Source organism: Streptomyces lushanensis, from assembly GCF_001700515.1.
In the GTDB taxonomy this organism is placed as follows: domain Bacteria; phylum Actinomycetota; class Actinomycetes; order Streptomycetales; family Streptomycetaceae; genus Streptomyces; species Streptomyces lushanensis.
On sequence record NZ_MAUD01000009.1, the window covers coordinates 1 to 21767 of the forward strand.

General features: G+C 70.4%; 18 protein-coding genes. 5 read left to right on the plus strand and 13 right to left on the minus strand.

Annotated elements, in window-relative coordinates:
* Positions 1-207: 207 nt before the first annotated feature.
* On the plus strand, positions 208-804 hold the full coding sequence (locus BFF77_RS00275; protein ID WP_066942610.1) for a class F sortase: 597 nt from the start codon (positions 208-210) through the stop codon (positions 802-804).
* Between the two features lie 99 nt (positions 805-903).
* Here the strand turns inward: BFF77_RS00275 and BFF77_RS00280 are convergent, their stop codons facing one another.
* Both BFF77_RS00280 and BFF77_RS00285 read right to left on the minus strand, forming a co-directional pair.
* Positions 904-1686, minus strand: coding sequence for a sulfite exporter TauE/SafE family protein (locus BFF77_RS00280; RefSeq protein WP_066942511.1), 783 nt, complete (start codon positions 1684-1686; stop codon positions 904-906).
* 195 nt (positions 1687-1881) lie between these two features.
* The gene (locus tag BFF77_RS00285) at positions 1882-3267 is read right to left on the minus strand and encodes a glycoside hydrolase family 10 protein (protein ID WP_245702963.1); all 1386 of its coding nucleotides are present in this window, start codon (positions 3265-3267) and stop codon (positions 1882-1884) included.
* 383 nt (positions 3268-3650) lie between these two features.
* On the opposite strand from BFF77_RS00285, the gene BFF77_RS00290 reads away from it, so the two are divergent.
* Positions 3651-4805 (plus strand): alkaline phosphatase PhoX, encoded by a 1155-nt coding sequence (locus BFF77_RS00290; protein ID WP_066942515.1) that lies wholly within the window; start codon positions 3651-3653, stop codon positions 4803-4805.
* On the opposite strand, the gene BFF77_RS00295 is transcribed toward BFF77_RS00290, so the two are convergent.
* The 7 genes from BFF77_RS00295 to BFF77_RS00325 all read right to left on the minus strand — a co-directional run bounded on the left by BFF77_RS00295 (position 4775) and on the right by BFF77_RS00325 (position 14327).
* Positions 4775-5815 carry an ArsR/SmtB family transcription factor gene (locus tag BFF77_RS00295; RefSeq protein WP_211280118.1) on the minus strand — a complete coding sequence of 347 codons (1041 nt, stop codon included), beginning with the start codon at positions 5813-5815 and terminating at the stop codon, positions 4775-4777. The genes BFF77_RS00290 and BFF77_RS00295 overlap by 31 nt on opposite strands.
* A 491-nt stretch (positions 5816-6306) precedes the next feature.
* Positions 6307-9033, minus strand: coding sequence for a pyruvate, phosphate dikinase (gene ppdK, locus BFF77_RS00300; RefSeq protein ID WP_066942517.1), 2727 nt, complete (start codon positions 9031-9033; stop codon positions 6307-6309).
* 434 nt (positions 9034-9467) lie between these two features.
* Positions 9468-10151 carry an HAD family hydrolase gene (locus tag BFF77_RS00305; RefSeq protein ID WP_066942612.1) on the minus strand — a complete coding sequence of 228 codons (684 nt, stop codon included), beginning with the start codon at positions 10149-10151 and terminating at the stop codon, positions 9468-9470.
* Positions 10152-10195: 44 nt separating this feature from the next.
* Positions 10196-11299: an ABC transporter ATP-binding protein gene (locus BFF77_RS00310; RefSeq protein WP_066942519.1), complete on the minus strand. Its 1104-nt coding sequence runs from the start codon at positions 11297-11299 to the stop codon at positions 10196-10198.
* Between the two features lie 6 nt (positions 11300-11305).
* On the minus strand, positions 11306-12274 hold the full coding sequence (locus BFF77_RS00315) for an ABC transporter permease (protein ID WP_079124685.1): 969 nt from the start codon (positions 12272-12274) through the stop codon (positions 11306-11308).
* Positions 12262-13173, minus strand: a complete 912-nt coding sequence (locus BFF77_RS00320) for an ABC transporter permease (protein ID WP_066942521.1) — start codon at positions 13171-13173, stop codon at positions 12262-12264. The genes BFF77_RS00315 and BFF77_RS00320 overlap by 13 nt, the downstream gene beginning before the upstream one ends.
* A complete protein-coding gene (locus BFF77_RS00325; protein ID WP_079124686.1) occupies positions 13173-14327 on the minus strand; it encodes an ABC transporter substrate-binding protein in 1155 nt (384 codons plus the stop codon). The genes BFF77_RS00320 and BFF77_RS00325 overlap by 1 nt, the downstream gene beginning before the upstream one ends.
* A gap of 287 nt (positions 14328-14614) precedes the next feature.
* Between BFF77_RS00325 and BFF77_RS00330 the strand changes: the two genes are divergently transcribed.
* The gene (locus tag BFF77_RS00330) at positions 14615-15391 is read left to right on the plus strand and encodes a GntR family transcriptional regulator (RefSeq protein WP_066942523.1); all 777 of its coding nucleotides are present in this window, start codon (positions 14615-14617) and stop codon (positions 15389-15391) included.
* A 99-nt stretch (positions 15392-15490) separates the two neighbouring features.
* Here BFF77_RS00330 and dusB read toward each other — a convergent pair whose 3' ends face one another.
* A complete protein-coding gene (gene dusB, locus BFF77_RS00335; RefSeq protein ID WP_066942525.1) occupies positions 15491-16693 on the minus strand; it encodes a tRNA dihydrouridine synthase DusB in 1203 nt (400 codons plus the stop codon).
* 44 nt (positions 16694-16737) lie between these two features.
* Between dusB and BFF77_RS00340 the strand changes: the two genes are divergently transcribed.
* The gene (locus BFF77_RS00340; RefSeq protein WP_066942527.1) at positions 16738-18201 is read left to right on the plus strand and encodes an MFS transporter; all 1464 of its coding nucleotides are present in this window, start codon (positions 16738-16740) and stop codon (positions 18199-18201) included.
* Here the strand turns inward: BFF77_RS00340 and BFF77_RS00345 are convergent.
* Together BFF77_RS00345 and BFF77_RS00350 are read right to left on the minus strand one after the other, a co-directional pair.
* The gene (locus tag BFF77_RS00345; protein WP_066942529.1) at positions 18174-19028 is read right to left on the minus strand and encodes a helix-turn-helix transcriptional regulator; all 855 of its coding nucleotides are present in this window, start codon (positions 19026-19028) and stop codon (positions 18174-18176) included. The genes BFF77_RS00340 and BFF77_RS00345 overlap by 28 nt on opposite strands.
* Positions 19029-19309: 281 nt before the next feature.
* Positions 19310-19504, minus strand: a complete 195-nt coding sequence (locus tag BFF77_RS00350; RefSeq protein ID WP_066942531.1) for a DUF1918 domain-containing protein — start codon at positions 19502-19504, stop codon at positions 19310-19312.
* Positions 19505-19779: 275 nt separating this feature from the next.
* Here BFF77_RS00350 and BFF77_RS00355 point away from each other — a divergent pair, with 275 nt between their 5' ends.
* Complete coding sequence (locus BFF77_RS00355; RefSeq protein WP_066942533.1) at positions 19780-21216, plus strand: MFS transporter; 1437 nt, start codon at positions 19780-19782, stop codon at positions 21214-21216.
* Between the two features lie 126 nt (positions 21217-21342).
* Here the strand turns inward: BFF77_RS00355 and BFF77_RS00360 are convergent, their stop codons facing one another.
* On the minus strand, positions 21343-21579 hold the full coding sequence (locus tag BFF77_RS00360) for a DUF6243 family protein (RefSeq protein ID WP_066942535.1): 237 nt from the start codon (positions 21577-21579) through the stop codon (positions 21343-21345).
* Positions 21580-21767: the final 188 nt, after the last annotated feature.

Below are 21767 nucleotides of genomic sequence, written 5' to 3' on the forward strand. Positions count from 1 at the left end.
CCAGGGGCACCGTTCATCCGGAGGACCTGATTCATGAGCTTCTACCGTGGCGGCCGTCGCCGCTGCAAGGACGACTGCGACTACGACTACAACTACAACAGCAAGTACGGCTACAACTACCAGCAGGGCTACGGCCATTACTGCAACAGGCACCGCGGCGGCTCGGGCTGGACGATAGCCATAACCCTTTGCATCGGTGTCTGGCTGATGGGAAACGGCTCCAAGCAGGTCACTCCGCCGACACCGCCCGCCTCGGAGGCCTTCGACAGCTCCGGCCCCGAATCCGGCTCCAACTCCGGCTCCGGCCCCGACTCCGCGCACCGCGTCGCACCCGCCGCCGCCCCGCTGTCGTCCGCCGCTCCGGTCGCGCTCCGGATCCCCGGAATAAAGGTGGACACGCCGCTCCTGGGGCTGGGACTGGACCGCGACGGCAGCCTGGACGTACCGCCGGCCGGAGTCCGCAATGTCGCGGGCTGGTACAAGGACGGCCCGTCCCCGGGCGCGAAGGGCACCGCGATCATCGCCGGCCATGTCGACAACGCGCGCGGACCCGCCGTCTTCTACAAGCTGGGCACCCTCAGAAAGGGCGAGCGCATAGAAGTGGCCCGCGCGGACGGCCGTACCGCCGTCTTCTCCGTCGACGCCCTTGAGGTCTACGAGAACGCCGACTTCCCCGAGCGAAAGGTCTACGGATCATCCGGCCGGCCGGAGCTACGGGTGATCACCTGCGGCGGCGGCTTCTCGAAGAAGACCGGCTACAAGGGCAACGTCGTGGCGTACGCCCATCTCACCGGCGTGAAATAGCCCCTGCGCGCCCCTGCCCACGGGGTCCACGGGGTCCACACGCCCCCCGGGACTCACCCATTCGCACACCCCGTCCGTACACACCCGCACGCCCCGGACTCACGCGGTCCACTGGTCGAAGGCGAGCTTCGCGACCAGCGAGAGCACCACTACCAGCAGTACCCCGCGCACGAATTCGCTGCCCTTCCTGAGCGCCGTCCGCGCGCCGAACATCCCGCCCGCCAGATTGAACACCGCCATCAGCGCCGCAAGCCGCCACATCACCGTGCCCTGGTGGGCGAACATGGCGAGCGCCCCGGCGTTGGTGCAGACGTTCACGATCTTCGCTGTGGCGGAGGCCGTCACCAGATCGAGATGGAGCACAGCAGTGAGGGCCAGCACAAGAAACGTTCCCGTGCCGGGTCCGAACAGTCCGTCGTAGAAGCCGATCCCGCCGCCCACCAGCACGATCGCCATGACGGTACGCGTCCGGGTGACGGGACCGTCCGGGCGCGCGGCCCGGCCGAAGGACGGCCGCAGCACCACGAAGGCCGCCACTCCCAGCAGCACCACCATGATCACCGGCCGGAACACCTCACTGCTGATCCCGGCCGCGAAGAAGGCTCCGGTCATCGAGCCGGCGAGGGCCGCGAGGCCGATCCGTACCGCCGTCCTGACATCGACCGGAGCCTTCCGCAGATAGGTCACCGCCGCGCCCGAGGTACCGACGATGGCGACCGCCTTGTTGGTGCCGAGGATGTGCGCGGCGGGGACGTGCGGCAGGCCGAGCAGCATCGCGGGCAGAAGCAGCAGCCCGCCGCCTCCCACCACGGCGTCGATCCAGCCGGCCGCCGCGGCGGCGAGGCAGAGCAGAACGAGCGTGGTCAGCGGTATGTCGGGCACGGCCGTCAGCCTATATACGGGCGTTCGCGACCGCGCTCGTGCCCTCGGCCCGATCACGAGCCGCTGTCCGGACGGCGACGAGGCCGCCGTCCGGACAGACGAGCAGACGGATCGGACAGACGGATCGGCGGACGAGCAGACGAGCAGACGGGCGAGGTGCGAGTGGGTACAGGCGCCGACCGCTACCGCGAGCCGCTACGACAGGGCGAGCGTGCAGGCGGCCCCGTTCAGGGTGAAGGCGCCCGGCGCGGTGTTGCCGCCGCTCCAGGCCCCGTTGAACCCGAAGCCGGCCGAGCCGCCGGGCGCGATCGCCGCGTTGTGGGCGACGTTCACGGCGGTGGCCTGCGCGCCGGACTGGCTGACAGTGGCGTTCCAGGCCTGGGTCACGCTCTGGCCCGAGGGCCATGTCCAGCGCAGGGTCCAGCCGTTGACCGGCGAGTTTCCGGTGTTCCTGACCGTCACGGCGGCGGTGAAGCCGGTGTTCCACTGACTCTGGACGGCATAGGTCACGGCGCACCCGGTGGTGGGTACGGGATCACCGGGGTCGCCGCCGCCTCCGTCCCCGGTCCAGCCGAGCGCCTCCGCGATCCCGTAGTACGCCGGTTTGGGCTGGAAGCCGGCGTCGTACGGCGTGGCCGCGCCCTCTCCCGGGAAGACGTCCGGGATCCAGGAGTCGGAGTCGGTGAAGCCCCAGACGGTGACCCCCTCGCAGCGCGCGACGGCGAGGCAGGCGTTGGTGACGGCCTTGAACTCGGTCTTCTGCTGGGCGAGCTTGGCGGCGGTGGCGGGCAGCGTCATCCGGATGTCGAGTTCGGTGATGGCCACCTCCACACCGAGGTCGGCGAAGCGCTGGAGATTGGCCTGGAGCGTGGCCGGTACCTGGCCGAGGATGAGATGGCCCTGGAAGCCGACGCCGTCGATCGGTACGCCCTGCGCCTTGAGCCGCTGGACCAGGGAGTACATCCCGTTGCTCTTGGGGCCCGTGCCGTCGGTGTTGTAGTCGTTGATGTACAGCTTCGCGGCGGGATCGGCGGCGCGCGCGGCACGGAAGGCGTCGGCGATGTACGACTCGCCGAGCTGCGTGTAGAACTTGCTGGTCCTCATGGTGCCGTCTTCGTTGAGGGGCTCGTTGACGACGTCCCAGTGGTCGATCCGGCCCTTGTAGCGTGTGACCTCGGTGGTGACGTGGTCGTTCATGATCGTGCGCAGCTCGGTGTTGCTGAAGGAGCCGTTGGCCAGCCAGTTGGGCATCTGGCTGTGCCAGACGAGCGTGTGCCCGCGCACCTGCTGCCCGTTGGCCTCCGCGAAGTTCACCACCCGGTCGGCACCCGCCCAGCTGAAGCTGCCGCGGTTCGGCTCGACCGTGCCCCACTTCATCTCGTTGGCGGGAGTGATGGAGTCGAACTGGGCGCCGGTGATGGCTCCGTACGTACCGCTGAGCTTGGAGGACGTGACGGCGGTGCCGTAGTAGACGCCCTTCGTCGCGGCGAGGTCCCGCAGGACGGGATCCGCGGCGTGCGCGGGGGCGGCGAGTCCGACCAGGGCGACGGTCGCCGCGGTCAGGGCCGAGACGGCTGTCACGACTCCGGACAAGATCCGAGGTTTTCTCACGATCGTCCCTCTCTCATGTGATTTCGGAAAGTTCACAGAAAGTTTCGAGAGCGCTGTTCGGAACGTAGAGGCGGAGGTGGTGTTCGTCAACGGACGTGGCACGAGTTCGCGCATCCGGGTACCGCACGTGTTCCTGCCGCCCCACCCGGGCAGACCGACGCCGTACGCCACATCAGGACATGCCCCCTCCGTACGCCACTCCGGGCCGTGGCGATCCGGGGCCCCATGCCTCGGCTTCGCCTCACCACCCGTTCAACCACCGGCCATGCGCGGCCCCTAGGCTCCTGCGGCGTGCGACCCCGTGGCGCCGTCCGGCGCCTCGGGACGGTCACCACACCCCCATGGAGCGACCAGTGGAACGTCGCAGTTTCCTGCGCGGAGCGGTCATCGGCACTTCTGCCGCCGCACTCGGCGGCACGTTGTGGCGCGGAGCGGCCATCGCCGCGCCCGCCCAGCCGGGCGCGGGCCCCTATGGAGCACTCGGCGCGGCGGACGCCAACAACATCCGCCTCCCCGCCGGCTTCACCAGCCGGGTGATCGCCCGTTCCGGGCAGCCGGTCACGGGCACGTCGTACACCTGGCACAGCGCGCCCGACGGCGGCGCCTGCTACGCCGACGGCACCGGCTGGATCTATGTCTCCAACTCGGAGATCGACCCGTCGGGCGGCGCGAGCGCGGTCCGTTTCTCCGCCACCGGCGCGATCACCGGGGCGTACCGGATCCTCTCCGGCACCCGGCAGAACTGCGCGGGCGGCAAGACACCGTGGAACACCTGGCTCTCCTGCGAGGAGGTGGACCGCGGCTATGTCTACGAGACCGACCCGTGGGGCGCGAAGGCGGCGGTACGGCGGGACGCCATGGGCCGCTTCAAGCACGAGGCCGCCGCGGCCGACCCGGTCCGCAAGACGATCTATCTGACCGAGGACACCACGGACGGCTGCTTCTACCGCTTCACCCCCACCATCTGGGGCGATCTGTCGTCGGGCCGTCTTGAGGTGCTCGTCGCGGGTACGGCCACCAGCGGCCCGGTGACCTGGAAGACCGTGCCCGACCCCACCGGTGCCACCGCCACCCGTAACCAGGTCTCGGGCGCCAAGCGCTTCAACGGCGGCGAGGGCTGCTACTACGCGGACGACACCTGCTGGTTCACCACCAAGGGCGACAATCGCGTCTGGCAGTACAACGTGGCCGCCGGGACCATCGAGCTGGCCTACGACGACTCGCTGGTGTCCGGTACGGCGCCGCTGACCGGTGTCGACAATGTGACCGGTTCCTCGTCCGGCGATCTCTTCGTCTCCGAGGACGGCGGGAACATGGAGATCTGCGTCATCACACCGAACGACGTCGTGGCGCCGTTCCTGCGGATCGGCGGCCAGTCCGGCTCCGAGATCACCGGACCGGCCTTCTCGCCCGACGGCAAGCGGCTCTACTTCTCCAGCCAGCGGGGCACCAGCGGCAGTTCGTCGGCCGGTATCACCTACGAGGTGACCGGGCCGTTCCGCGCGTAACGCCCGTCGCTCTTCCGCGCGGAGCGCCCGTCCGCGGTGGCGCCGCCCCTCAGCAGGGCGGCGCCCAGTGGTGTGAGGGTGTGCAGTACGGCATTGCCGTGGCGCAGGGTGACCACGAGCCCCGCCTCGCGCAGCACGCAGGCGTGCTGGCTCGCGGAGGCGAGTGACACCCCCGTCCTGCGGGCCAGTTCGCTGGTCGTGGAGCCGTGTCCGATGGCCCGCAGGACCGCCGAGCGGGTGTGGCCGACGAGCCGGCCGAGCGAGGGCCCGGGGCGCTCATTGACGGCCGGCGCGTCGGAGTGCGTCACGGGATAGACCAGCACGGGCGGCAGCGTCGGGTCCCGGTGGACGACGGGTGTGCCGCGGCAGAAGAAGGACGGCTGGAGGAGCAGCCCCCGTCCGTCCAGGCGCAGTTCGCGGTCGACCGGATAGTCGGCCTCCAGCACCGGGGAGCGCCAGCGCAGCATCGGGGGCAGCGTGCCGAGGAGTTCGTCGGCGCCGCCGTCGAGCAGGGCCCGGCCGCGCAGCGCGCGGTCCGCCTCGGTCCTGGCGCGGATGTGCGGCCAGTACGGCTCTATCGCGGCCCGGTGGTACGTACGCAGCGCGTCGACGAGCGCGCCGAGCCGGGCGGCCCCGGGCCCGGGGCCGCCCCCGTGACCGTCCCCGTGGTGGCCGGCCCCGGCCCGCTCGACCGCGAGCAGGGCGAGCTCGGCGCGGACCCGTTCGGGCGGGGTGGCGCGCAGCGCGTCGAGGCCCGTCTCCAAACCGGCCCGCCCTTCGGCGGGCGTCAGGAAATCCGGGAAATAGCCGCGCCGTGGCACCAGGGCGGAGATCGGTGCTGTTTCGCCTTTCAACCTGGCCCGCGTTTCCTTGCGCCATTCCCCGAAGGCAAGAGGACCTCGCCGATCCCTTATTCGATGAAAACTGAGAATCGTTTCCCAGAGCGGATCGGGACCGGCGGCCATCCGGACCCCGCCGAGGTCCTTCCCGGTGAAATGAATACGCAGCATCGAATCCCCACCTGTTTGCATCCACAATCTCCCCCGACACCGAGTATGCATGCCATCACAGCCGGTTACCACGGTGTTTCAGCCACAGTTGAAACGCATCGCGGCCGGTACGTCCCAACCGAAAAGCTGTACCGCGTCGGGCATGAAACCCGGACGGCCGAATAGGCGCGGCGAAGGCCGTGGGGGGCTTTGCCCGCCCGGCGGCGGTCGGTCGGGGTTGCGGCTCCATGTCCGGCTCTCGAAAAGGGAGCGCGGTCGGTGGGTGGGGATCCACCGGCCGTGCTCCACCGTGCCGGAGGAGCCGCCCGTAAGGCATTACTCAATGTGCTTGAAGAAAACGTGTGCCCGCCGAATGGGCGGAGAATCGACGAAGGGACGGGCGCCTCCGCACGGGCACCCGCCCCTTCATCGTGTTCCGGAGCCGCCCGCCGGGTCGGCGAGGGTCGGGTGACCGGCGACCGGCTCCGGGGTCCGTGTCCGGCGGCGACCGCCTACCGCGAGTCGCTGCCCGCCGAGGCCGCCGCCGCGCGGCCCGCCTCCAGCCGCGCCACCGGGATACGGAACGGCGAGCAGGAGACGTAGTCCAGGCCCACCTCGTGGAAGAAGTGCACCGACTCCGGGTCGCCGCCGTGCTCACCGCAGACGCCCAGCTTCAGTCCGGGCCGGGTGGCGCGCCCCGCCTCCACCGCGCTCCGTACGAGCGCGCCCACACCGTCCCGGTCGATCGTCTCGAACGGCGAGACGCCGAAGATGCCCTTCTCCAGGTACGCCGTGAAGAAGCTCGCCTCCACGTCGTCGCGGGAGAAGCCCCAGACGGTCTGGGTGAGATCGTTCGTGCCGAAGGAGAAGAACTCGGCGGCCTCCGCGATCTGCCCCGCCGTCAGCGCGGCACGCGGCAGCTCGATCATCGTGCCGAGCGCCAGGGTGAGTTCGACGCCGGTGGCGGCCTCCACCTCGGCGATGACCTGCTCGGCCTCGTCGCGGACGATCTCCAGCTCCTGGACCGTACCGACGAGCGGGATCATGATCTCGGCCCGCGGATCCCCCTTGGCGTTCTTGCGTTCGGCGGCGGCCTCCGCGATGGCCCGTACCTGCATGGCGAACAGCCCCGGGATGACCAGCCCGAGCCGTACCCCGCGCAGACCGAGCATCGGGTTCTGCTCATGGAGCTTGTGCACGGCCTGGAGGAGGCGCAGATCGTTCTCGTTGTGGTCCTTGCGGGCCTCGGCGAGCGCGACCCGTACGGACAGTTCGGTGATGTCGGGAAGGAACTCGTGCAGCGGCGGATCGAGCAGCCGGACCGTCACGGGCAGCCCGTCCATCGCCTCGAACAGCTCGATGAAGTCCTTCTTCTGGAGCGGCAGGAGCGCGCCGAGCGCCGCTTCGCGCTCGTCGTCCGTGTCGGCGAGGATCAGCTTCTCGACCATCTCGCGGCGCTCGCCGAGGAACATGTGCTCCGTACGGCACAGTCCGATGCCCTGGGCGCCGAAGCGCCGGGCGCGCAGCGCGTCCTCGACGTTGTCGGCGTTGGCGCGCACCCGCAGCCTGCGACGGCGGTCCGCGTAGGCCATCATCCGGTGGACGGCCTCGACCAGTTCGTCGGCGTCGTCGGCGCCGGCGTGCATCCGGCCCTCGAAGTACTCCACCACGGGCGACGGGACGACGGGCACCTCGCCGAGGTAGACCTTGCCGGTCGAGCCGTCGATGGAGACGACGTCGCCCTCCTCGACAACGGTCCCGTTCACCGTCATCCGGCGGGCCTTGGTGTCCACCTCCAGCTCCTCGGCGCCGCAGACACAGGTCTTGCCCATGCCCCGGGCGACGACGGCGGCGTGGGAGGTCTTGCCGCCGCGCGAGGTCAGGATGCCCTCGGCGGCGATCATGCCGTCGAGGTCGTCGGGGTTGGTCTCCCGGCGGATGAGGATGACCTTCTCGCCCGACCTGGACCATTTGATGGCGGTGTACGAGTCGAAGACCGCCTTGCCGACGGCCGCGCCCGGCGACGCGGCGATCCCGCGTCCGAGCAGTTCCCGCTTGGCGTCCTCGTCGAAGCGCGGGAACATGAGCTGGGCGAGCTGGGCGCCGTTGACGCGCTGGAGCGCCTCGGCCTCGCCGATCAGCCCCTGGTCGACGAGCTGGGTGGCGATCCGGAAGGCGGCGCCGGCGGTGCGCTTGCCGACCCGGGTCTGGAGCATCCACAACTGGCCGCGCTCGATGGTGAACTCGATGTCGCACAGATCGCGGTAGTGCGTCTCCAGCGTCTCCATGATGCTCATGAGCTGGTCGTACGACTTCTTGTCGATGGCCTCCAGATCGGCGAGCGCCACGGTGTTGCGGATGCCCGCGACGACGTCCTCGCCCTGGGCGTTCTGGAGGTAGTCGCCGTACACGCCCTGCTGGCCGCTGGCCGGGTCGCGGGTGAAGGCGACGCCCGTGCCGGAGTCGGGGCCGAGATTGCCGAAGACCATGGAGCAGACGCTGACGGCCGTGCCGAGATCGCCGGGAATGCGCTCCTGGCGGCGGTAGAGCCTGGCCCGGTCGGTGTTCCAGGACTCGAAGACCGCGCGGATCGCGAGATCCATCTGCTCGCGCGGGTCCTGCGGGAAGTCGCGGCCCGCCTCCCGGGTGACGATCTTCTTGAACCGCTCGACCAGCTTCTTGAGGTCCTCGACCGCCAGATCCACGTCCGTGGCGGCGCCCTTGTCCTGCTTGGCCTCCTCCAGCGCCTCCTCGAAGAGCGCGCCGTCGATGCCGAGCACGGTCCTGCCGAACATCTGGATGAGTCTGCGGTACGAGTCCCAGGCGAAGCGCTCGTCCCCGGCCTGGGCGGCGAGACCCGCCACGGAGGCGTCGGAGAGGCCGACGTTGAGGACGGTCTCCATCATGCCGGGCATGGAGAACTTGGCGCCGGAGCGTACGGAGACGAGCAGCGGATCGTCGTGCTGTCCGAGCTTCTTGGCCATCGTCCGTTCGAGGGCGTCGAGGTGCGCGCTGACCTCCTCGCGCAGGGTGGCCGGTTCCGTACCGCTGTCGAGGTAGATGTTGCAGGCCTCGGTGGTGATGGTGAATCCCGGCGGAACAGGCAGCCCGAGGTTGGTCATCTCGGCGAGATTGGCGCCCTTGCCGCCGAGCAGGTCCTTGAGATCCTTGTTGCCCTCGGTGAAGTCATAGACGAATTTCTCGGCTGAGGCTGAGTGGGGATCAATGTTTTCCGACACGGGTCTCGACTCCTCGAGGACGCGGTGGCTGCCCTGACGGCGAGGAACATACCCAGATCGAAGGTACCTGGGTACGTCCACTTGCCTGTCATACGGCCTTAACCACCCGTCCGCCACCAGATCGAAAGTGGCCCGGGGCCGGGTGGCCCTGTCCCGCGTCTTCACCCCTCGAAGCGGACATGACCCGCCCATGACACGAGATGCTCATATGAGCGAAGACATCGACGTCTGAGTTCAGAAAGTGAACACGAAAAGGGTGGCGCCAGGCGCCACCCCTTCCAGTAGTGCAGCCACCCACATCAAGCTCATATGAGCCGAGCGCCGATCAAACGTGGCGAGAATCACGCTTCGGTCGGCACTGTGATTCCAGGATCCGGACGGTCTTCCGGTGCGATGAACACACCCGTGACGGATGGCCCGTTACGAACGGTCCGTCACCGGTGCGGGCCGCGCCCGGGAGCGCAGCCGCTCAGCACACCGAGGTCGACCTCCTCCAGGCTGTCCGCGAAGTACCGTCCGTCGGCGGGCTCCACGGGCAGCAGCGAGGGCACCACCAGGACCGCGCAGCCGGCCGCCTGGGCGGAGGCGCTGCCGTCGGGCGAGTCCTCCACGGCGACACACGCTCCGGGCCCGACGCCCAGCCGTTCGGCCGCCGCGCGATAGGGATCGGGGTGCGGCTTGGTCCGTACGGTGTCGTCGGCCGAGAGCGTGAAGGCGAAGCCGACACCGGCCAGCGAGCCCGCGACCACCGAGTCCACCACGGCCCGCGGTGACGCGCTCACCAGGGCGAACGGCACCCGGGCGCCCTCCAGCTCGGCCAGCAGCCGGCGGGCGCCCGGCCGCAGCGGCACGCCCGCCTCCACCCGCCGGAAGAAGGACCCGGCCAGTTCGGCGGCGACCGTCTCGGCGCACCCGCCGCCGCTGACCGTGACCAGATGAGCGGCGGTGTCGGCGACCGCCCGGCCGACGACCTGCGGCGCGTCCGCGTCGGTGAGCCGGTGGCCGAGACCGGCCGCGACCTCGTCCGCCGTCTCCCACCACAGCACCTCGGTGTCCACGAGCGTGCCGTCCATGTCGAAGAGCACCGCCTCGGGCAGCACCGCCCCGGGCGGGCTCACCTCGTCCGTGCTCACCTCGCCGTTCGTGCTCACCTCCGGCGTACTCACGCGCCCTTGCCCGCGGCCGGCACCACGAGTACCGGGCGCCGCGCCGGCGCGACCGTCGCGCGCACGCCCGGCGTCAGCGCGCCGGCGTCCCGCGACGGTACGTCGGACTTGACCGAGCCGCCGCCGGGCAGATCAAGCAGCACACGCGTGACCGAGCCGAAGAAGGACGCGGAGACGACCGTGGCCGTACCGGCCGGATCGGCGGTGGCGAGGATGTTCTCGGGCCGTATCAGCACCTCCACCTCACGCTCGGCCGGGATCTCGCCGTCCACCGGCAGTTCGGCGCCCGCGACCTCGACCAGTCCGCCGTCGGTGAGCCGGCCGGGCAGCCGGTTCATCGCACCGACGAACTCGGCGACGAACGGCGTGGCGGGCCGCTCGTACAGCTCGGCGGGCGGCGCGCACTGTTCCAGTCTGCCCGCGTTGAGCACCGCCACCCGGTCGGCCATGGAGAGCGCCTCCTCCTGGTCGTGGGTGACGAAGATGGTGGTGATGCCCAGCGAGAGCTGGAGCCGGCGGATCTCCTCGCGCAGAGTGAGCCGCACCTTCGCGTCGAGCGCCGAGAGCGGCTCGTCGAGCAGCAGGACGCGCGGGCGCAGCGCCAGCGCGCGGGCCAGCGCGACACGCTGCTGCTGGCCGCCGGACATCTGGTGCGGGAAGCGGTCGCCGTGCTGGGGCAGTCCGACCAGATCGAGGAGTTCGGCGGCGCGGGCGCGCCGCTCGGCGGCGGACACCTTCCGTACCCGCAGCCCGAAGGCCACGTTGTCGCGCGCGTTGAGGTGCGGGAAGAGGCTGTACGACTGGAAGACCATGCCGGCGTCGCGCCGGTTGGCCGGCACCCGGGTGATGTCCTCGCCGTCCACCAGCACCTCGCCCGCGTCCGGCTGCTCGAAGCCGGCGAGGACCCGCAGCGCCGTGGTCTTGCCGCAGCCCGACGGTCCGAGCAGGGCGAGCAGCTCGCCCGGCCTGGCCGTCAGATCCAGGCCGTCGAGGGCGACGGTGGCACCGAAGGCCCGGCGCAGTCCGCGGAATTCGACCAGGGCGCCGGTGGCCGTGGCCCGCTCCGGCCGCTCGGCGGTCGCTGTGGAGGTGGATGACATGGGGGTCTACTCCTTGCCGGAGACGGAAGAGGCCGCGGGGGCCGGAGCGGTGGAAGGGGCGGAGGCGGCCGGAGGGGCCGGAGCGGCGGCCGAGGAGGCACGTGTTCCCGCCCGGGAGAGGACCAGCAGCAGCGCCCAGGTGATCAGCAGGCTGAGCAGGGACACGGCCACCGACATCCGCGCCTCGGCGCCCGAGACGGTGACGATCCACACCGCGAAGGGCCGGAAGCCGAGCAGCGAGGCGATGGTGAACTCACCGAGCACCAGCGCCAGGGTGAGGAAGGAGGCACCGGCCAGGGACGAGCGGAGGTTGGGCAGGATGACCCGCAGGATCACATACGGCCTGCTCGCGCCGCAGTTGCGCGCGGCCTCCACCAGCGTCGGTACGTCGATGGCGCGCAGCCCGGCGTCCAGCGAGCGGTAGACGAACGGCAGGGCGAGCACCGTGTAGGCGAGGACGAGCACCACGGGGAACGACTCGTTCTGCACCGCGAGGAACGTCTGGTAGAGCGGCGTACGGGAGAGATGGTCCGGGCCCCAGCGCAGCACCGTGGTGACTCCGGTGACCAGCGCGATCGGCGGCACCACCAGCGGCAGCATGCAGACGATCTCGACGAGCGGCGCGAGCCTGGGCGCACCGAGCCGTACGGCCACCAGGGCGGGCACGGTGAGCAGCAGCGCCAGAAGGATGGTGGCCGCGGCGAGCCCGAGCGAGAGCAGCAGGCTCTCGGTGAAGCCCTCGGCGGAGAGGATCCCGGTGTAGGCGTCGAAGGTGAGGCCCTGCCCGGGAATGCGCACCGTGAAGACGAACGAGGACAGGAGCGGTACGAGAAAGTAGAGCCCGGCCAGGAAGAGCACGGCACCGCGCCAGACGCGCGGGCGGCGCCGGGCACGCGCGGCCCCGCCGTCCCGTGCCTTCCTCGGAGCGGCGGGCGCGGGCGCTGCCGGGGTGGCGGTGGGGGTCAGTGCAGCCATCGGGTGCTCCGTCGCTGGAGGGGCAGATAGACCGCCATGACCAGGCCGGCGATCACGATCATGTCGAGGCTCAGCGCGAGCGCCACATTCTCCTGACCGACCAGTACGTTGCCGGAGAGCGCGTCCGCGATCTTCAGGGTGACCAGCGGGACCGAGCCGCCGACCAGCGCGGCGGCGGTGGCGTGCGCGGCGAAGGCGCTGCCGAAGAGCAGGACGAATCCGCCGAGCAGCGAGGGCGCGAGGACCGGCAGTCCGACATGGCGCCAGAACTGCCAGGAGGTGGCTCCGGCGTTCTGCGCGGCCTCCCGCCACTGCGGGCGCAGACCGTCCAGCGCGGGCACGCTGACCAGCACCATCAGCGGCACCAGGAAGTAGAGATAGATGATGGTCAGTCCGGTGAAGGAGTACAGATTCCAGCCGAGATCGTCGAGATGGCCGAGCTGGGTGACCACACCGGAGATACCGAGGGTGGCGACGAACGCGAACGCGAGCGGGATACCGCCGAAGTTGGCGAGCACCCCGGAGGCGGTGAGCACGCCGTTGCGCAGCACGGTACCGCGCGAGGTGACGACGGCCTGGGCGATCAGCATCCCGAGCACGGTGCCGATCACGGCGGTCAGCGCGGAGAGTTCGACACTGCCGATGAGGGAGGTGAGATACGGGCCCTGGAGGGAGCGCTGGAGGTGCTCGCCGGTCAGGGCGGTGCCGCCAGTGGCCGGATCGTCCCTGGTGACGGCCCCGTACAGCAGGGCGCCGACCGGCAGTCCGAAGCAGAGTCCGGCGAAGACGAGCAGCGGGAGGGCGCCGAGCCAGACGCGCGGCGCCCGCCGCCGACGGCGACTGCCGTCGGCGGCGCCCACCACGGGCGGGGTGGAGACGGTCGGGGTGGGGGCGGTCATCAGGAGACGGCCTTGTCCCAGTTCTCGGCGAGGGTGGCGTTGGCCTTGTCCAGCTCGGCGGACTCGGGGAAGGTCGGCGTGCCCTCGACCTGGGGGAGCTTGGCGACAAAGGTCTTGTCGGCCGTGCCGTCCGTGGTCATGGCGGGCAGCAGCACGGGACGCGCGTAGCCCTTGAGCCAGAGGTTCTGGCCCTCGGCGCTGTAGAGGAACTCCATCCACAGGCGGGCGGCGGCCGGGTGCGGCGCGTCCTTGTTGATGGCCTGCGAGTAGTACTGCGCGTAGACGCCGTCGCTCGGGATGGCGACCTTCCAGTCCACGCCCTTGGTCTTGAACTGGTCGGCGTAGCTGGCGTTGAGGTAGTCCCAGTCGATGGAGATGGGCGTCTCGCCCTTCTCGACCGTGGCCGGGGTGGACTCGACGGGGATGAAGTTGCCGTTCTTCTTCAGCTTGCCGAAGAAGTCGATGCCGGGCTGGATGTCACCGAAGGAGCCCTTGTTGGCGAGGGCCGCCGCGTAGACGCCGCCGAAGGCCGAACCGGACTTGGTGGGGTTGCCGTTGAGCGCGACCTTGCCCTTGTACTCGGGCTTGAGGAGATCGGCGAAGGTCTCCGGGCAGGTCTTGATACGGGAGGCGTCACAGCCGATGGAGACATAGCCGCCGTAGTCGTTGAACCAGCGGCCGTCCTTCTCCTTCTGGGCGTCGGGGATCTTGTCCCAGGCCTCGACCTTGTACGGCGCGAAGAGGTTCTCGGCCGCGCCGCTGCGGGCGAAGGCGATACCGAGGTCGAGGACGTCGGGCGCGCGGTCCTGGCCCTTGCGGGACTTGACGGCGGCGATCTCGTCGGAGCTGGAACCGTCCGGGTTCTCGCTGTTGACCTTGATCTTGTACTTGGCCTCGAACGCCTTGATGACCTCGCCGTAGTTCGCCCAGTCCGGCGGAAGGGCGATCGCGTTCAGCTCGCCCTCCTTCTCGGCGGCGGTGACCAGGTCCTTCAGTCCGCCGAAGTCGGCGGCGGAGGTGGCGGCGGCGGAGTCGGCGGTCTTGGCGGATTCCTCGGGTGCGGCACCACAGGCGGTGAGCACGGTGAGTGCGGCGGTGCTGAGCGCCAGGGCGGCTGCCAGCCGGCCGTTGGCGCGGACGCGGATTCGGGTCACGCGGTGTCTCCCGGAGCGAAGAGAGGGTGTCACTTGTTCATACAAGCTGGGATCAGTTCGCCCGGTCCAAATGACTCGGAAGTGAACGACTCATGGCCATGACGGCACGACCCGAGGAAGACCATCTCGCGCAACTAGCTGGTCAGCACAGCTTTTCGAGGAGAATTAGCGATCAAGGGGACATCCTGGGGGCCGGACCCCTGGCGGGACATACGGTTAGAGTGAAGGGCAGGTCCGCGGCGGGTAGGCGCACCTGTGCACAGTTCCGTAATTCGATGGGGGCAGGCGTGGGCAGTTCGCGGTATCTGGAGATCGCGGAGGCGCTGCGGCAGTCGATCCTGGGCGGCGAGTATCCGGTCGGCGCCCGGCTGCCCTCGGAGAGCGATCTCGCGGCCCGCTGGTCGGTCTCGCGCGGCACCGTACGGCAGGCCGTGGGGCTGCTCGCCTCGGACGGGCTGATCGGCTCCCGGCAGGGAGCCCGGCGTGTCGTACTGCGCCAGGAGCGCCGGCACAGCTTCCAGCAGCTCAACAGCTTCGCGCAGTGGGCACAGGCGATGGGCTCCGAGGTCTCCAGCCGCATCCTCAGCCGTACCGCACGGGCCGCCACCGCCGAGGAGATCGCGCGCCTCGGAGTCGCCCCGGGCAGCGAGGTGCTGTACGTCGTACGGCTGCGCCGGCTCGACGGCGAGCCGGTGATGGTCGAGCGGACCGCGTACACGGACTGGGTGGCACCGGTCGTCCGCGCGCTGCCCGAGGATGTCGTGTCGATCATGAACAGCATCGCGGAGAACGCGGACATCGTCGCCCACTACGGCGAGCACCTGATCGACGCCGTCGCGGCGGGCAGCGAGGACGCGCGGCTGCTGCGAGTCCGCCGGGGCAGCCCGCTGCTGCGCCAGCGCCATCTGACCTACACGGCCGCGGGCCGACCGATCGAGTGGACGGACGACCGCTACCGCGCGGGCAGCGTGGCCTTCAGTGTGAGCAACTCCGCGGCGGCGGCGCCGCTGGAGCGCCAGGCGGGCCCGGACGTCACACCCCAGCCGCCGCGCCCGGCGGCCTAGCACGGGCCCAGGGCGCGTCGGAGCGCCCGGCGGCAACGGTCACGGGCCACAGGCACGGGCCACGAGCCACAGACACGGGCGACGGCCGCGTCGGAGCGCTCAGCCGCCCGAGGTGTCCAGCTCGGCCTCCGCGCCGACGCCCGCGCAGTCGTACGGGTCCTTCAGCCAGCCGTCCGGCAGGACGACCCGGTTGTTGCCGGACGTACGGCCGCGCGGCCCGTCCGCGCCGTCGGGCCACGGCTGGTCGAGATCGAGCCCCGACAGCAGCGTGTCCAGCTCGGCGAGGGACGAGGTGACGGCCAGTTCCCTGCGGAGCTGCGAGCCGACCGAGAAGCCCTTCAGATACCAGGCCACATGCTTACGGAAGTCGATCACGCCGCGCGCCTCGTCCCCGAGCCACTCCCCCAGCAGCTCGGCGTGGCGCCGCATGACGGCGGCGACCTCGCGCAGCGCCGGGCGCGCCAGAGCGGCCTCGCGGTCTCCGGTCCCGGCCTCCGCGGCCTCGAGGGCCGCGACCAGATCGGCGAAGAGCCAGGGGCGGCCCAGGCAGCCGCGTCCCACGACGATTCCGTCACAGCCGGTCTCGCGCATCATCCGCAGCGCGTCCCGCGCCGACCAGATGTCGCCGTTGCCGAGCACCGGGATCTCCGGGACGTGCTCCTTGAGCCGTGCGACAGCGTCCCAGTCCGCCGTACCGCCGTAGTGCTGCGCGGCCGTCCTGCCGTGCAGCGCGATCGCCGTGACGCCCTCCTCGACCGCGATCCGCCCCGCGTCGAGATAGGTGAGGTGATCGTCGTCGATGCCCTTGCGCATCTTCATCGTCACGGGCAGCTCCGCGGCGTTGGACACCGCCTCGTGCAGGATCGCGCGCAGCAGCGGGCGCTTGTACGGCAGCGCCGAACCTCCGCCCTTCCGTGTGACCTTGGGCACCGGGCAGCCGAAGTTGAGATCGATGTGGTCGGCCAGATCCTCGTCCACGATCATCCGGACCGCTTTGCCGACGGTCACCGGATCCACCCCGTAGAGCTGGATCGAACGCGGGGTCTCGGCCGCGTCGAAGCGGATGAGCTGCATGGTCTTCTCGTTGCGCTCGACCAGCGCCCGGGTGGTGATCATCTCGCTCACGAACAGCCCTTTGCCTCCGCTGAATTCACGGCACAGCGTCCGGAACGGCGCGTTCGTGATCCCGGCCATGGGCGCGAGCACCACCGGCGGGGACACGGTGTGCGGCCCGATGGCGAGCGGAGAGGTGGCGGTGGCGGTCGCGGCGAGTGAAGCGGTCATCCCGCCATTGTCCCGCATGACTCGCGCAGGACCGAGTCATTAGTTAGTCGTACTATCGACGTATGCCCGAGCTGAGCCACCGGCGGCGCCTCCTTGTCCTCGCCATCTGCTGCATGAGCCTGCTGATCGTCAGCCTGGACAACACCGTCCTCAATGTCGCCCTGCCCTCCGTGCAGCGTGAGCTGCACGCCTCCGTCTCCGGGCTCCAGTGGACGATCGACGCGTACACGCTCGTTCTCGCCTCGCTCCTGATGCTCTCGGGCTCCACCGCCGACCGGATAGGCCGCCGCCGGGTCTTCAAGACCGGGCTGGTCCTCTTCACACTCGGCTCGCTGCTCTGCTCCCTCGCGCCCAACCTCGAATCGCTCGTCGCGTTCCGCATGGTGCAGGCCGTCGGCGGCTCGATGCTCAACCCGGTCGCGATGTCGATCATCACCAACACCTTCACCGAACCACGCGAGCGCGCCCGCGCCATCGGTGCCTGGGGCGCCGTCGTCGGTGTCTCCATGGCGGCGGGGCCGCTGGTCGGCGGGCTGCTGGTGGAGTCGGTCGGCTGGCGGTCGATCTTCTGGATCAACCTCCCGATCGGGCTCACCGCGCTCCTGCTCACCTGGCGCTACGTGCCGGAGTCCCGTGCCCCGAAGCCGCGCCGACCCGATCCCGTGGGCCAGCTCCTGGTCATCGGCGTACTCGGCGCGCTGACCTACGCGATCATCGAGGCGCCCGTGGCGGGGCTGACCTCACCGCGCATCCTGTCGTTCGCCGCCGTCTCGGCCCTCTCCCTGGTCGGTCTCGTGCTGTACGAGCCGAGGCGTGCGGAGCCGCTGATCGATCTGCGGTTCTTCCGCAGCGCGCCCTTCAGCGGGGCGACCGTGATCGCCGTCTGCTCGTTCGCCGCGCTCAGCGGGTTCCTCTTCCTCAACACGCTCTATCTCCAGAACGTACGCGGACTGTCCGCGCTGCACGCCGGGCTCTACATGCTGCCGATGGCGACCCTGACCTTCCTCTGCGCGCCGCTGTCGGGCCGGCTCGTCGGCAGCCGGGGCCCGCGCCTCTCGCTGCTGGTCGCCGGTACCGCCATGACGGCGAGCGGCCTGCTGTTCGGCACGAGCGACGCGGAGGCGACGAACGCGCTGCTGTTCACCGGCTATGTCCTGTTCGGCCTGGGCTTCGGCATGGTGAACGCGCCGATCACCAATACCGCCGTCTCCGGCATGCCGCGCTCCCAGGCGGGCGTCGCCGCCGCCGTCGCCTCCACCAGCCGTCAGATCGGCGGGACGCTCGGTGTCGCGGTGATCGGCGCGGTGCTGGCGGGCGGAGTGGTCGGCGCAGCCTCCTCCGCCGCCTACACGGCGAGCTTCACGGACGCGAGCCGGCCGGCCTGGTGGATCATCACCGCCTGCGGTCTGTGCGTCCTGGTCGTCGGCGCGCTGACCAGCGGCGCATGGGCCCGCGGAACCGCGCGGCACACGGCGGAAAGGCTGGAGCCGGCCGGCGCTCAGACCAGCGCGGGCACCAGATCGTAGAGGCGGTCGAGCCGGGCCCTGGACTCGTCGTCCACCGGGACATAGCTGACCAGCCGGGGCCCCGAGGACGGTCCGAGCCAGAGGTTGGTGTGCTCCAGATTGAGCTGTCCCACCCGGGCGTTGACGAACCGCTTGGTCTTGTCGCCGACGGCGACCACTTCGTGCTGCTCCCAGATCTCCCGGAACTCCGAGGAGGCGGACCGCAGCCGGCCGAGCAGCGTCTTCCACGCGGGCTCCGCGAGATGCTCGGCCATGGCCGCCCGGAACTTGGCCGCCATCACCCGGATCGTCTCGTCGCGATTGCCGAGCGCGGAGCGCCAATCCTCGTTGGTGAAGGCCAGCCACATGCAATTGCGGTCCTCGGGCGCCAGCGCGTCCAGATCGCACATGAGGTGCCCGTAGGTGCGGTTGTACGCGAGGATGTCGTACCGCCCGTTCTGCACACAGGCCGGGTAGGGCTCAAGACGCTCCAGCATCCGCCGCAGCGCGGGCGTGACGGTCGGGCAGGGCGTCCCGGGAGCGGGATCGACGGCGCCCGCGAGCGCGAAGAGATGCGCGCGCTCGCTGCGGTCGAGCAGCAGCCCGCGGGCGAGCGCTTCGAGCACCTGCGCGGAGACCTGGATGGGGCGGGCCTGCTCCAGCCAGGTGTACCAGGTGACACCGACGGCGGAGAGCTGGGCGACCTCCTCCCGCCGCAGTCCGGGCGTACGGCGCCGGCTCCCGCGGGCGAGACCGACCTGCTCGGGCATGATGCGCTCACGGCGGCTGCGCAGAAAGGCGGCCAGCTCATGGCGGCGGATGTCCGTTTCCTGTACAGCCGTGGTCATCCTCCCAGCGTGCCGTATGTCCCGGACCGTTGCCAGGTGGTGTGGGTACCAGGATGAGCCCCGTGGATACCAGGCTGAGCGGATGGACCGGGCCGGACGGACCCGAGCGGACGGCCCGGGCACATGACGAGCGGTGCGCGCGTAAGGCGCGCACCGCGTGTGCTCCTTGTCCCACCGTTGTCCCACCTCTCCGGTCCCACCGCCCGGCCTTCGCCGGCGCTTCACGGGCGCCGGCACCTCACGGACGCCTCAGTGACGTCGCTTCACCCGCGTACGTCGTCTCACCTGTGCTTTCCGCGCGACTCCACCGCCGAGTCGGGCCCCGGCGAGACGATCGACTCATGGCCGTCCTCACCGCGTACCTTGAAGGGCGGTGTCCCGTTCGGCCCCAGTACCTCCACGATCTCCACGACGCGGTCGTGCTTGCCGACCACCCTGCCGTGCATCACCAGGCGGTCACCCTTGCTTGCTTTCATGCCGCACTCCCAAGCCGCTCATCGATGCCCGACCATGTCACCGGCCGTGATCACCAGTGTACGGAATGTCCTGTTCTGTGTCGCCCTGAGCATCTCGGCGGGACTTCCGGGCATCTCGGCGGGCCTTCCGGTCCGTGCCGGGTAGTTCATGTACCAGGATAAAGACACTCTGGTACCAGGGTGAGTAGCGCGTGATCGTGGTAACCGTGAGTACAGCTTCCGCGAAAAACACCCCGGACGCGGCGACAGCCCCGGCGGCTGCCCCGGCCGCCGGCGTGGCCGCTCCGGCCGGGGCCTCCGGCGGATCCCCCGTCGTCGTCCATGACCATGGTTCGGTGCTCGGCACGCTCGGTCTCTTCACCGTGCTGGTCGGCGCGTCCCTTCCACTGATCGACTTCTTCATCGTCAATGTCGCCCTGCCGACCATCGACCACGATCTGGCCGCCGGTCCCGCCCTCCTCGAACTGGTGGTGGCCGGATACGGGCTCTCGTACGCCGTGCTGCTCGTGCTCGGTGGCCGGCTCGGCGACATGTTCGGCCGGCGCAGACTCTTCCTGGCCGGCATGGCGGCCTTCGGCCTCACCTCGCTCGTCTGCGGCATCGCGCCCAACGCCTGGACCCTGGTCGGCGCCCGGGTCGCCCAGGGCGCCTCCGCCGCGCTGATGCTGCCCCAGGTCCTGGCCACGATCCATGCCGCCACCGGCGGACAGCGCCGCGCGAAGGCGGTCAGTCTGTACGGCGCCACCGCCGGCCTCTCGATGGTGGCGGGCCAGATCCTCGGCGGCGTACTGGTCTCCGCGAACATCGCGGGCAGCGGCTGGCGCGCGATCTTCCTGGTCAATGTGCCGGTCGCGCTGCTCGGCCTGGTCCTGGCGTTCCGTTCGGTGCCGGAGACCCGTTCCCAGCGGCCCGCGCCCATCGACACACCCGGAACGATTCTGCTGGCCGTCTCGCTGGTGACGCTGCTGGCGCCGCTCACGGAGGGCCGGGCGGCCGGCTGGCCGGTCTGGACATGGATCTCGCTCGCCGCGTTCCCGGCCGCCGCGTACGCCTTCGTCCGCGTGGAGCGGCGGGCCGACCGTCAGGGCAGAACGCCGCTCGTACCGCCGAGCCTGCTCGCGCTGGTCACGCTCCGCCGCGGACTGACCCTGCTGCTGCCGTTCTCGATCGGCTTCGGCGGCTTCATGTTCGTGATCGCGATCGCGCTCCAGCAGGGCCTCGGCATGGGAGCGGTGACGGCGGGCATCGCGCTGGTTCCGATGGCGGTGACGTTCTTCGCCGCCTCGCTGGCCGGACCTCGGCTGGTACGGCGCTACGGCAGCCTGGTGGTGACGACGGGCGCGGTCTTCCAGATGATCGGCGTCGCCCTGCTGGTGCTCGCCCTCTGGAACCGCTGGCCCTCGGTCGGCGTGCCGGAGCTGCTGCCCGGCGTCGCGCTGGCCGGTCTCGGCCAGGGCCTCCAACTGCCGGTCATCATCCGGATCGTGCTCTCCGACATCCCGTCGGAGCGGGCCGGGGTGGGCAGCGGAGTCATGGTCACCGGCCAGCAGTCCGCACTGGCGCTCGGGGTGGCGACGCTGGGCTCGCTCTTCCTCTCGCTGACCGCCGCGACGGGGATGCGGGACGCCCTGGTGATCACCCTGCTGGCGCAGCTCGGACTGATCGTCCTGACGGGACTGCTGAGTCTGCGGCTGCCGCGTTCGGTGGGCTGACGGCGGCTCAGGTCCGGTGCCGTACAGACCGTCGGGCACAGGCCGTCCGGCGCGCCGTGCACGCCGACGGGCCCGGACCACGAGGTGGTCCGGGCCCGTCGCCCATCTCCGTGTCGGTGCCGTGCGTCAGCCCTGCGCGGCGGATCCCTCGGCGGTCTCCGGGGCCGGAGCGGTGTCCTGTGCGTCCTCGCCCTCGCCCTGCCCGGCGGCGCGCTCGCGCATCTTGCGCAGCAGCTCCGCCTTCTGGTCGGCCGCGGCCTTGCGGTCGGCGTTACGCGAGGGGCCGTTGCCCTGCTGGTCGGCGCGGGACAGCTTCTTGCGCTGTCCGCCCACGCCGAGAAGGTTGTTGCGGCTCTTTGCCACGGGGTTCTCCCGAAGTGATGAGAAGTGATCTGCGGATTCGTCGGTGGGGGGCGGGCCGTGACCGCCGCGCTCTCACTCGTAGATCTGGAAGAACATGCCCGTGACGCTACCACCGGCCGGGACCGGGACGTAACGCAATTTTGGCGAGCATCGGCCATAGTGACTGACAGAAATTGAAATCTGTCATC

Excerpts from the sequence above, each read along its gene's own strand:
- BFF77_RS00345 (WP_066942529.1), bottom strand. The coding sequence starts at position 19,028 with ATGACCACGGCTGTACAGGAAACGGACATCCGCCGCCATGAGCTGGCC.
- BFF77_RS00350 (WP_066942531.1), bottom strand. The coding sequence starts at position 19,504 with ATGAAAGCAAGCAAGGGTGACCGCCTGGTGATGCACGGCAGGGTGGTC.
- dusB (WP_066942525.1), bottom strand. The coding sequence starts at position 16,693 with ATGCGGGACAATGGCGGGATGACCGCTTCACTCGCCGCGACCGCCACC.
- BFF77_RS00315 (WP_079124685.1), bottom strand. The coding sequence starts at position 12,274 with ATGGCTGCACTGACCCCCACCGCCACCCCGGCAGCGCCCGCGCCCGCC.
- BFF77_RS00295 (WP_211280118.1), bottom strand. The coding sequence starts at position 5,815 with ATGCTGCGTATTCATTTCACCGGGAAGGACCTCGGCGGGGTCCGGATG.
- BFF77_RS00320 (WP_066942521.1), bottom strand. The coding sequence starts at position 13,173 with ATGACCGCCCCCACCCCGACCGTCTCCACCCCGCCCGTGGTGGGCGCC.
- BFF77_RS00340 (WP_066942527.1), top strand. The coding sequence starts at position 16,738 with ATGCCCGAGCTGAGCCACCGGCGGCGCCTCCTTGTCCTCGCCATCTGC.
- BFF77_RS00275 (WP_066942610.1), top strand. The coding sequence starts at position 208 with ATGGGAAACGGCTCCAAGCAGGTCACTCCGCCGACACCGCCCGCCTCG.
- BFF77_RS00310 (WP_066942519.1), bottom strand. The coding sequence starts at position 11,299 with ATGTCATCCACCTCCACAGCGACCGCCGAGCGGCCGGAGCGGGCCACG.